Annotated in this window: 9 protein-coding genes; 6 read left to right on the top strand and 3 right to left on the bottom strand. The window is 59.8% G+C overall.

Translation table 11 applies throughout. The annotated features are described in order from the left end of the window. Positions 1 to 15: 15 nt before the first annotated feature. Positions 16 to 411, bottom strand: a complete 396-nt coding sequence (locus GWQ27_RS03265; RefSeq protein ID WP_275906663.1) for a toxin-activating lysine-acyltransferase — start codon at positions 409 to 411, stop codon at positions 16 to 18. 85 nt (positions 412 to 496) lie between these two features. Continuing rightward, positions 497 to 895: a peptide chain release factor 1 gene (locus tag GWQ27_RS03260; protein ID WP_113721692.1), complete on the bottom strand. Its 399-nt coding sequence runs from the start codon at positions 893 to 895 to the stop codon at positions 497 to 499. A 317-nt stretch (positions 896 to 1,212) separates the two neighbouring features. On the opposite strand from GWQ27_RS03260, the gene GWQ27_RS03255 reads away from it, so the two are divergent. From GWQ27_RS03255 to GWQ27_RS03235, 5 genes are all read left to right on the top strand, one after another. Beyond that, positions 1,213 to 3,300: a type I secretion system permease/ATPase gene (locus GWQ27_RS03255; protein ID WP_275906662.1), complete on the top strand. Its 2,088-nt coding sequence runs from the start codon at positions 1,213 to 1,215 to the stop codon at positions 3,298 to 3,300. Continuing rightward, complete coding sequence (locus tag GWQ27_RS03250; protein ID WP_275906661.1) at positions 3,297 to 4,661, top strand: HlyD family type I secretion periplasmic adaptor subunit; 1,365 nt, start codon at positions 3,297 to 3,299, stop codon at positions 4,659 to 4,661. Before GWQ27_RS03255 ends, GWQ27_RS03250 begins: the two co-directional genes overlap by 4 nt. A gap of 2 nt (positions 4,662 to 4,663) precedes the next feature. Further along, the gene (locus GWQ27_RS03245; protein ID WP_275906660.1) at positions 4,664 to 6,841 is read left to right on the top strand and encodes a type I secretion system permease/ATPase; all 2,178 of its coding nucleotides are present in this window, start codon (positions 4,664 to 4,666) and stop codon (positions 6,839 to 6,841) included. A 129-nt stretch (positions 6,842 to 6,970) separates the two neighbouring features. Then, positions 6,971 to 7,645, top strand: coding sequence for a response regulator (locus GWQ27_RS03240; protein WP_005319361.1), 675 nt, complete (start codon positions 6,971 to 6,973; stop codon positions 7,643 to 7,645). Beyond that, positions 7,645 to 9,030: an ATP-binding protein gene (locus tag GWQ27_RS03235; protein WP_275906659.1), complete on the top strand. Its 1,386-nt coding sequence runs from the start codon at positions 7,645 to 7,647 to the stop codon at positions 9,028 to 9,030. Before GWQ27_RS03240 ends, GWQ27_RS03235 begins: the two co-directional genes overlap by 1 nt. Before the next feature lie 362 nt (positions 9,031 to 9,392). On the opposite strand, the gene glk is transcribed toward GWQ27_RS03235, so the two are convergent. Continuing rightward, entirely contained in the window at positions 9,393 to 10,361 is a 969-nt protein-coding gene (glk, locus tag GWQ27_RS03230; RefSeq protein ID WP_005319365.1) for a glucokinase, read from the bottom strand. 349 nt (positions 10,362 to 10,710) lie between these two features. On the opposite strand from glk, the gene GWQ27_RS03225 reads away from it, so the two are divergent. Next, a complete protein-coding gene (locus GWQ27_RS03225; RefSeq protein WP_165484139.1) occupies positions 10,711 to 11,565 on the top strand; it encodes a MurR/RpiR family transcriptional regulator in 855 nt (284 codons plus the stop codon). Positions 11,566 to 11,662 lie beyond the last annotated feature (97 nt).

Below are 11,662 nucleotides of genomic sequence, written 5' to 3'. Positions count from 1 at the left end.
ATTAACTCATTATGATTAAATGGAAAACCACTGCACCCTGCGCACACAATGGCCAAGTTCGGCATGAACATGACCACGCACGGTACAGACCCGCTGCCCTTTCCATGGCAGAAATATCCGGCGACGCAGATCGCTCACCACGGTGCGGGCATGTCCGTATGGCGCTATCATCTCCGGAATAAAAATATGGTCGCCGGATTGCCAATCCTCACGGATCAGCTCCCGCTCGGCGGCCAGCAAGGTGTCACGAATGGATAAAGAGACAAACGCCCAGTTGCAAAATGCAACCGGGCGCCCGTGTGAGTCTTCATAATAGCTGAACTGGTTCAATTCGAAGGCAGGCAATATTCGCTGCTGCCACTCGGCGACGGAATAACGCCGGTGCAGGGAGGAGTGCTGACTCAGCAGCATGACTCCCCCCAGCATATGTTGATTTTGTTGCCAGTTCGGTTCCGTTGATTGCAATACCAAGCTCATTGGATCCCCAACCGGAACATTATTTTTTCTTGCGCGGCGCGGCCTGTGCTGTGGCAGCCGGTGCGGCTTGCTGCTCGTCAGAAGGGGCTGCCGGGATCAGGCCTGCGGCGATCAACTTGTCAAACTCGGCGGCCATTCGCGGATCTTCAAGCATATTTTTTATCATTGAAACCATATACATAAAGCCAGCGGCAGGCATATGGACCGTCTGTTTCAGCGCCAATTCGTTGTCACTTTCTGCCATGACCCCTTGCGCCATCTTCAGCGGATCTTGTCCGACGAAATAGAGGGAGAAGATCCCCTTGTTATAGTTGACGCTGGATACTGTCTGTACAAACTGCTCTGTCATATAAATTCCATTATCAATAAATATAAAGAAAAACAAAAATGAAAAATAACACCCCAAGCGAGACAACATGGGCTTAACATTTCGCATTTCACATTTCACTATATTTACCATATTTGAAATTATTATCATGTTCAATTAAACAATGACCCAAAAAATAGAGCAAATACGTCAATAAAGATATCAACTCAATCATTAAGGTTAATACATCCATATCCAAAGATTAGCCTGATACGGTACTCAAGCCAGTACTTCTATTATGAGATTTATCAGCCAATATAATATTTGACAGTAAAATAATGGCTCGCTAGTATGCGCGCCCCGCCTGCAACAGGCCACCTTGCCCCATATAAACAGGAGGGGTGTCACAGCGGCAAACGGATATTATTATGACGGCGAGTGAAGAGTCTGTTTTAGCGTGTATCAATATTATTATCGGGATGCTGGGTTGTCCCTCTAAAGATATAGCACCCACGCCAGACGACACCTTTGACAATATTGTCGATACGCTACAGCAACAGACAGGAACCCGCATTCGTCAGCGTCATATCCCCCCTCGAAAACTCGATAAACTGACTCTGCCTGTGGTACTGCTGAGCCCCTCTGGCGAGGCGTTCGTGCTGGCCCAGCGCCAGGGTGAGCAGGCGCTGATCCTGGATCCGGCCGTGGGCAAGCCGCAAGTCATAGCACAAGACAGACTGCTGGCACGCTGGGATGGCCGCCTGCTCGAGGTCGGCAAACGGCAGAGTCGCTTCGACATCCGCTGGTTCATCCCCGCCTTCTTGCAGCAAAAACGCCTGCTCGGCGAGATACTGCTGTTCTCGCTGGTGTTGCAGATCCTGGCGCTCATCTCACCGCTCTTCTTTCAGGTGGTGATGGACAAGGTGCTGGTGCATCAGGCCTGGGCAACCCTGGATGTGCTGGTGTTCGGGCTGCTGATCACGGCCCTGGTGGAGGTTTGTCTGCGGGGGCTGCGGGAATACCAGTATGCCCACACCGCCAACCGGATCGATATCCAGCTCGGTCTGCGCATGGTGCAGCACCTGTTTGCCCTGCCCCTGCTCTATTTCAAGAGTCGCCAGGTGGGCGCCATTGTGACCCGGGTGCAGGAGCTCAACACCATACGCGAATTTCTGACCGGCACCCTGTTCACCCTGACGGTGGACGTGCTGTTCATGTTTGTCTTCCTGGCCGTCATGGCCAGCCTCTCCGGCATGCTGACCCTGGTGATCCTGCTTTCCATTCCCGCCTATGTGCTGATCGCCTGGTGGATCACGCCGCGCATGCAACAGGCGGTCGAGCAGCAATTCGGCCATGCGGCCACCAACACCGCTTTCTTGAACGAGACGGTCGCCGGGGCCGAGACCCTGAAAAGCCTGGCGCTGGAGCCGCGCTTCGTGCGGCGCTGGGATGAGCAGACCCGCCAGATGGTGGAGGCCGGCTACCGGGTACAGCAACTCAACAATGCCTCCCAGCACGGGGTCATGTGGCTGCAAAAACTGGTGACAGTCATAGTGCTCTGGCTCGGTGCCAGCGAGGTGATCGCGCTGCAGCTCACCATAGGCCAGCTCATCGCCTTCAACATGATGGCCAGTCATGTGGCGCAGCCGCTATCGCGCCTGGTCGAGCTGTGGGGCCAGTTCATCCAGACCCGGATCGCGGTAGACAAACTCGGCGACATGCTCAACCTCCCCCCGGAACATAAGCGCGATGGAGATGGCCGCATCCACGCCGGCGCCATAGTGCTCGAGCGGGTGCATTTTCGCTATCAGCCGGATGCCCCTCTCATCATCGACGATCTCTCCCTCGCCCTGGCGCCCGGCGAGACGCTGGGGATTGTCGGCGGCTCCGGCTCGGGCAAGAGCACCCTGGCCCGCCTGCTGCTGCGGCTCTATCAGCCGGAGCAGGGGCAGATCCTCATCGATGGCCAGCCCATCCAGCAGATCCCCCTCCACCACCTGCGCCAGCAAATGGGGGTGGTATTGCAGGAAAACCACCTGTTCAACAAGTCGGTACGCGACAACATAGCCCAGTCGGTGCCCCACGCCAGCCTGGACGACATCATCCGAGCCGCTACCCTGGCTGGCGCCCACGACTTCATTTTGCGACTGCCCCTTGGTTACGACACTGTACTGGCGGAAGGGGGCAGTTCGCTCTCCGGCGGCCAGCGCCAACGGCTGGCCATCGCTCGCACCCTGCTGGCCGATCCCAGGATCCTCATCTTTGACGAGGCCACCAGCGCCCTGGATGATGAATCCCAGGCGCTGATCCAGCACAACATGCGCCACATCGCCAGCGGCCGCACCGTCATCACCATAGCCCACCGCCTCTCCACAGTGCGCCACTGCGACCGCATCATAGTCCTGCAGCGCGGCAAGATAGTGGAGCAGGGCGACCACGCCAGCCTGCTGGCACTGGGGCAGCACTACGCCCGCCTGTGGCAGCTGCAACAAGACTTGCACGAGGAGACCCCATGAATCTGCGCACCTGGCTGAACCGCTGGCGCCGACCCGGTCCAGCCTGGCAGCAGGAGACCCACTACGGCTTCCTGCCCGCCCATCTGGCGCTGGCCGAGACGCCGCCCTCCCCCTTTGCCCGCATCACGGCGCTCACCCTGAGCGCCGGTGTGCTGCTCACCCTGCTCTGGGCCTGCTGGGGCCAGCTCGACATCCAGGCCACCGCCAGCGGGCGCCTGCTGGTATTTGGCCGCAGCCAGATGATCCAGTCCTACGAGCAGGCCAGGGTGATCACCATTCACGTGGAAGATGGCCAGGCGGTCGCCGCCAACGCGCCGCTGCTGACCCTCAACACCCTGGGGGTCAGCCAGGATCTGAGCCGGTTGCGTGAGCAACAAGCGTTCCAGTATCAGACCCTGATCCGTTATCAGGCGCTCTATGGCAACCAAGCCGTCACCCAGCACCCCGACTACACCAAACTCACCCTGACGCAGCAACAGGCGCTGGCGGAGAACCACCAGAGCGAGCTGCACGAATACCAGAGCACCCTCAACAACCTGCAGGCCGAGCTTGGGGTCAATCAGGCCAATCAGGCCGCCCGACGGGGAGACATGGCCTCCCTCACCACCCTGCTGGCCAACATCCGGCCGCGCCTGCAAGCGCGCCAGACCCTGAGTCGGTCCCAGGCCATCTCACGGGTCGAGTATCTGGAACAGGAGAAGGAGCTGCTGGAAACCCAGCGCCAGCTCGCCCAGCAGAGAGCCGAACTCGAGGTGCTGCAATCCCAGCAGCAGAGCCTGCAGGAGCGGCTGGCCGGCTTCAAGGCGCAGAAACAGCGGGAGTGGATCGAAAAACGCCAGCAGGCCCAGCTGCAGCTGACCGCCATCGAGCAGGAGCTCGCCAAGCTGAGCGAGCGGGAGCACCTGGAAGTCATTCGCGCCCCGGTGGCGGGCACAGTGCAGCAGCTGGCAATCCACACCCAGGGCGCCGTGGTGCAGCCGGCCCAGCAGTTGCTGGTCATAGTGCCCAACGAGGGAGTCCAGTACGCCGAGGTGAAGATCCTCAACAAGGACATAGGCTTCGTGCACGAAGGGCAGACGGTCAGCATCAAGGTGGATGCCTTTCCTTATACCCGTTACGGCACCATAGACGGCGAGCTGGTCAGCGTGTCGCGCGATGCCACCACAGATGAGCAACTGGGGCTGGTCTTTCCCGCCAGGGTCAAGCTTAGCCGGGGCGAGATGCAGATAGACAATCAGCCTGTGCGGCTCACCCCGGGTATGTCGGTGGTGGCCGAGGTCAAGACGGACAGGCGCCGGGTGATCGACTACCTGCTGAGCCCGATCCGTGAGTACCAGGCCGAGGCACTGCGGGAGCGATGACAATGACACAGGCTTTGCCGGCCTTCGAGGCTCCCGTGAACGAGTCAGCCCCCATCGCCAATGGCGCCCTCGCAGCCCTCGCCCACGCGGCCCATCAGCTGATGATGGCCGCGGATGCCGGGCAACTGGCCCACGCCATGGGTTGCGATCTGGCGCCGGAAGATCTGACAGTGCGCGAGGCCGCTGCCCGGCTCGGCCTGCGCAGCGCCCTGTCACAGGGGCCGGGCTGCCCGCTGGCGGCGCTGCCACTGCCGGCCCTGCTCAAGCGGGAGGGGCGCTGGTACACCATTACAGCCATCGAGCCTGAGGGCTGGCAGCTGTTTGATCCGGCGACAGGCAACAGCAGCCTGCAACTGCTGCCGAACCCCACACAGGCGGAACAGTGGCACTATCTGTTGCTGGCCCAGCAGGATCTCACCCCGGCCGAGGTCAAGTTCGGGTTGGGCTGGTTCAGCCCGGCGGTGCTGCGCCAGCAGAAGCAGGTGCGAGACGTCTTCTGCTTCGCCATTGTGTTGCAGCTCATTGCCCTTGCCAGCCCGCTGCTGTTTGAGAACATCATCGACAAGGTGCTGGTGGGGCGCAGCCTCGGCAGCCTGCAGGTGCTGGCCCTGGCCATGCTGGCGCTGGCCTGCGCCGAGCCGCTCTACAGCTTTCTGCGCGGCCAGGTGTTCGGCCATCTGGCCAACCAGGTCAATGCCGAGCTCTCCGGCAAGCTCTATCGCCATCTGGTCGGCCTGCCCATCGACTATTTCAAGGCGCGCCAGACCGGCCAGATCATAGCCCGGGTCAAGGAGATGGCCCAGATCCGCCAGTTCCTCACCGGTTCCACCCTGATGCTGGTGCTGGACCTGGTGTTCATCCTGCTGTTTGTCGGCGTCATGTTCCATTACGCCCCCGTGCTGACCGGCTGCGTGCTGGGTTCCTTGCTCATCTATTTTCTGCTGTGGCTGCTGATTGGCCCCCTGGTGCGCAAGCGGGTCGAGGCCGAGTATCAGGCAGATGCCGATGCTACCAGCTTCCTGACGGAGGCAGTCACCGGCATCGAAACCATCAAGACCACGGCCACTGAGCCACGCTTTTATCGGGAGTGGCAGCGTCTGCTGGCGCGCCAGTTGCGGCGGGGGTTTCAGGCCAGAAAGGTGGGACTTGCCGCGGGACAGGGAATAGATCTGGTGCAAAAGCTCACCGCCGCCCTGCTGCTCTGGCTCGGGGTCGGCGAAGTGCTGAACGGCCGGCTAAGTCCGGGGGAGCTGGTGGCCTTCAACATGCTGGCGGGTCATGTCACCCAGCCGGTGCTGCGGCTGGCCCAGGTGTGGCAGGACTTCCAGCACACCCTGATCGCCCTGCGCCGGGTGGGGGACATACTCGACGAGGCGCCCGAGCACGGCAATGGCGGGCTCGCCTCCGTCCCCGCTCTCAAGGGGGCCATCGAGTTTCGTCACATCCGCTTTCGCTACCAACCGGATGCCCCCGAGGTGCTGGCCAATCTCTCCCTCTCCATCGAGCCCGGGCAGTTCATCGGCATCACGGGCCCATCGGGTTGTGGCAAGAGCACCCTCACCCGCTTGCTGCAACGGCTCTACGTGCCCCAGCACGGCCAGGTGCTGGTCGACAACATGGATCTCGCCATCGCCGACCCTGTCTCATTGCGCCGCAACATGAGCGTGGTGCTGCAGGAGAGCATTCTGTTTTGTGGCTCGATCGTCGACAACATCCGTATCTGTCGCCCCGGTGCCAGCCAGGCCGAGGTGGAGCAGGCGGCGCAGCTGGCCGGCGCACTCGGCTTTATTCGCGAGCTGCCCCAGGGCTTTGAGCAACAGGTGGGCGAGAAGGGCGCCCGCCTGTCTGGCGGACAACGCCAGCGGATCGCCCTGGCCCGGGCCCTGCTGGCCAACCCCAGGATACTGCTGCTCGACGAGGCCACCTCGGCCCTCGATTACGAATCCGAGGCTGCCATCATGGCCAACATGGCTGCCATTCGCCGTGGCCGCACCCTGATCAGCATCGCTCATCGCCTCAATACACTCCGCCATGCTGACCGCATCCTGGTAATGGATGAGGGGCAGATAGTGGAGTCCGGCAGCCATGATGAGCTGCTGGCACAACAGGGGCTCTATGCCCGATTGTGGCGTCAGCAAACTGGAGACCAGGCCGAGTCAGCCGCAATCTCGCCCAGCTAGTGACTCACAAATCAGTAAAGGTTCCCCCCGATTCAGTCCCGATACAGGCGCGCCTGCTAGGATCCGGATTGACTCGCCCTGGCATAAACCCTCTAATTGACAGCCTGGATTCCCATGATCGCGCACCTAATGAAAATATTGTTGGTCGAAGACGACAAGCTGCTCAATCACCACCTTGCTACCCTGCTGACCGAGGCCCAGAATCAGGTCCACAGCACGGACAACGCCCAGGTGGCCCTGCATTACGCCACCGATTATCCCATCGATGTCGCCATCATAGACTTGGGGCTGCCTGACATGGACGGCCTGCAACTCATCAGGCAGTTGCGCGAGCGGCAGATCCCCTTCCCCATCATAGTGTTGACTGCCCGTGGCAACTGGCAGGACAAGGTGGAAGGACTGGAGGCCGGTGCGGACGACTATCTGGTCAAGCCTTTCCAGAAGGATGAGTTGCTGGCTCGCCTCAATGCCTTGGTGCGCCGCAGCGCCGGTTTCATCTCCCCCAGGGTCAAGGCGGGTGACTATGAGCTGGATCTCTCCCGCAAGGAGCTGACCATTGGCGGCGAGCCTGTGGTGCTCACCAGCTTTGAATACCTGATCCTCGAGTACCTGATGCGCAACGCCCGCCAGGTGGTCTCCAAGCAGCAACTGCTGGACCAGCTCTATGGCGATGGCGAGGGTGATCCCAACACCATAGAGGTGATGGTGAGCCGACTGCGCAAGAAGCTGGACCCGGAGGGGAACATACAGCCCATCTCCACCATCCGGCGCCAGGGTTACATCTTCAACCTCTCGTGCAATTGATGGGTCTTCGCTTGTTGTCACGCCCCATGCAGCTGCTGCAGCGCTCGCTCCACATCAAGCTGATGCTAAGCGCCATGCTGGTCATAGCGCTCATCATGGCCTTCTCCGTCTATATCCTCTATCTGGGTCACACCGAAGAGCAGGCCCAGAAGGCCAGCACCCGCATGCAGGAGAACCTCTCCAAGCTGTTCTCTTCCAAGTTGCCGGAACCCCACTCCACAACCGACCTTGGCAAGATAACGCCGGATGCCATCGACCCCAATCTGGACACCCTGATCTGCAGGGCGGATGGCCAGCTGAGCTGGTCCAGCCTGCACATGCCAGAGGTGGTCCAGGCCAGGGACACCATCTGTCAGGATCTGATGAATTACCTGGGCGGACTGGATCAGGATTACTTCTTCAAGCGCCACACCATCAAGAACGGCGAGAGCTACTTCATCTACAGCCTGCGTTTTCTGCGCAATCACGGCGATGGCCCCACCACCTACTATGTGGTGATGGTCGATTCGGCCAAGCGTTATCTGGCCCAGACCCGCGACTACCTCTACCAATGCATTCGTCAGGCACTGCTGGCCTACTCGCTGCTCGGTGCCCTCTTGCTGCTCACCAGCTTCTGGAGCCTCACCTCCTTGCGCACCATGGCGCGCCAGATAGACGAGATCAGGGCGGGCAAGCGGGAGGCCCTCTCCAATGACTACGAGCGGGAGCTGACGCCACTGACCGAGTCGGTCAACCAGCTGCTGGAGAACGAACGCCAGCAAAGCCAGCGCTATCAGCACGCCTTGAACGATCTGGCCCACAGCCTGAAAACCCGGCTGGCGCTGATCCAGATAACGGCGCAGGAGGTCAAGCTGGGGCACGACATCCACGACAACATCAATGAGCAGATCCTGACCATGGATCAGATCATCCAGTACCAGCTGCGCCGCGCCGTCACCGGCCGCCAGCGCCTCGCCAGCAAGGGCACAGAGCCGGTGCCGCTCATCGAAAAGCTGCTGGCCAGCCTCGCCAAGGTCTATCGCCACAAGAAATTGCAAACCCGCTTCAAGTTCGATGACGACGTCTTCTTTGCCGGTGAACAGGGGGATTTGATGGAGCTGATGGGCAACCTGCTGGATAACGCCTTCAAGTTCGCCATCAGCGAAATCCAGGTCACTGTGAGTCGCCGCCTGGATCGGCTGCGCATAGAGATTGAGGACGATGGCCCCGGCATAGACCCGGACAAATCGCAACAGATCTTCCAGCGCGGGGTGAGGGCCGACAGCTCACCCGGCCAGGGCATTGGCCTGGCGGTGGTCACCGAGATAGTGCACAGCTACGGCGGCCAGATCATGGTGGATGAGTCCCCGCTGGGGGGTGCCCGCTTTACCCTGGACCTGCCTTAAGTCACTCGGCTCATGCCGCCTCACGCCAGCCCATTCAGCACGCCTGCCCCTTCGCAGGCGTGCTTGCTGTTGCCTTCCTCTTGATGCCCAGATAGACACCCGCAACCCTCGTCATATCGATCACATATCAGCAAGGAAGCGACACACAAAAGCAGAATGGAGATCAGAAGATAAAAAAAACCGGCCTCAAGGGCCGGTGAAACAGTTCAGGCTTGTCAGGTGACAAACGTACCCAGCGGATGAAGACAAGTTCCAACTCCCTGTGGAGCCCTGGCCTCTTGAGTACGTGCGGTCACTTTATGCCATGGTCACTGAATCAAGGCTGAACCATGACGCAGTTGGCATTCCCTCCCTGTTTCTGCTTACAACTTGATGCCGAGCGACTGGCGCAGATAGGCACCGGCGCCAAGCAGACCCGGCCCCTCGTGAGTAATGAGGAAGACGGGGATATCCTTCAGATAGGATTTGAAACGCCCCTTGTCTTCAAACGCCACCCGAAAGCCCGAGCCAATAAAGAACTCCTGAAAACGCGGTACGATGCCGCCTGCGATATAGACGCCGCCGAAGGTGCCCATGTTGAGCGCCAGGTTGCCGGCAAAGCGACCCATCAGCACACAGAACAGGCTCAAGGTACGGCGGCAATCCAGGCAATCCCCCGCCAGCGCCCGCTCAGTGATGTCTTTGGGGGCCAATGCCTCTGGCTCGCGCCCATCGGACTTCACCAGACCGCGATAGATGTTCACCAGACCAGGGCCGGAGAGCAGCCGCTCGGCCGAGACATGACCAAGCTCGGCGCGCATGACCTGCAGCACCGCATCCTCTTCTTCGCTGTTGGCGGAAAAATCCACGTGACCGCCTTCGCCCGGCAGGCTCAGCCATTGCTCACCCGCCTGCACCAGGTGGGCGACACCAAGGCCGGTCCCCGCCCCATAAATGGCGATGGGTTTGTCCGCCACAGGGGCCCCGCCCCCCAGCTGGATGCGATCGGCTTCTGCCAGCACGGGCACCGCCATTGAGACGGCGGTAAAGTCATTGATCACCTGCAAGCGGGTCAGGCCCAGATTGGCCTGCATCTCGCCGATGGAAAACTCCCAGCTGTGGTTGGTCATGGCGACCCAGTCGCCGTTGATGGGGCAGGCGATGGCGATGCAAGCCTGGCTCACCTGCGCAGCGTGTTCGTCCAGATAGAGGCGCACCACGGCTTCGAGGCTGGGATGAGCCAGCCCGGAATAGGTCTTGGCCCGGGAAATGGTGCCGGTCGCCAGCTCGCACAGGGCCAGCCGTGCATTGGTGCCACCGACGTCACCGACCAGCGCATGGGTATGCTGCATAACATAACTCCTTCGTTACTTGGGTCGGGGCGGCGCTTACCGTCCCGCAATTATTATTTGGCAGCAATTCTACCCGAGCCCCTCCCCCGGCGGCGTGTTTGATCAATGCAACTGTGCGCCCGCTCACAGTGTTGTTGCTTTGCAACATTTGTAAGCGTTTTCATGGAGTGGATGGAAGTTTGTAACCAAAAAGACGAAATAATTAGACATGAGTCATACTTTGCAGGGCCGAGATTAGTTTCAATAAGAGCTTGTCTTGTATAGTCATCCAGTTGATTGGAAACATGCTTAGCCGTGAATTTAGTGCAAAGACACTGAAGCTAAATTACAAAAATGCCTGGTGGTGATGATGAATACCCTTGATAAAATTACTAACAATTTGGAAAGTTTCAGTAAATCAGAGCGTAAAGTGGCCGAGGTCATTCTGGCCTCGCCACAGACGGCCATCCACTCCAGTATCGCCACCCTCGCCAAGATGGCTGACGTCAGCGAGCCGACCGTCAACCGTTTCTGCCGCCGTCTCGATACCAAAGGCTTTCCCGATTTCAAACTGCATCTGGCCCAGAGTCTGGCCAATGGCACGCCTTACGTGAATCGCCACGTGGAAGCGGAAGACGGTCCCGAGACCTATACCGCCAAGATCTTCGAATCCACCATGGCCTGTCTGGATGCCGCCAAGAACAGCCTGGATATCTCCGCCATCAATCGCTGCGTCGATATTCTGACCCAGGCCAACAAGATCAGCTTCTTTGGCCTGGGCGCCTCCTCCGCCGTGGCGCGTGACGCCCAGAACAAGTTCTTCCGCTTCAATATTCCGGTAGTGAGCTTCGATGACATCGTCATGATGCGCATGAGCTGCATCAACAGCAGCGAAGGGGATGTGGTGGTGCTGATTTCCCATACCGGCCGCACCAAGGCGCTGGTGGAGATAGCCGCGCTGGCCCGCGAGAACGATGGCACAGTGATCGGCATCACCGCCAAAGACTCGCCGCTGGCCCGTGAGTGCAATCTGGTGCTCTCCATGGATGTGCCGGAAGATACCGACGTCTACATGCCGATGGCGTCACGCATCGCCCAGCTGGCGCTGGTGGATGTACTGGCGACCGGTTTTACCCTGCGCCGTGGCATGAAATTTCGCGAAAACCTGAAGAAAGTCAAAGAAGGTTTGCGCGAATCCCGCTTTGATACTCCCCACTCCTCCTGAGGCAACGGGGGCCCCGGCCCCCGGCTGTCTATGCCACCCACCTTGGTGTAGTATTGTAATTTAGTAACAGAAGCCACCCAGATGGCTTGCAAGCGGG

It is taken from the genome of Aeromonas sp. 5HA1 (assembly GCF_029237245.1).
GTDB lineage: Bacteria > Pseudomonadota > Gammaproteobacteria > Enterobacterales > Aeromonadaceae > Aeromonas > Aeromonas salmonicida.
The sequence above is the reverse complement of the archived record's forward strand: the minus strand, read 5'-3'. Positions and strand labels throughout refer to the sequence as shown.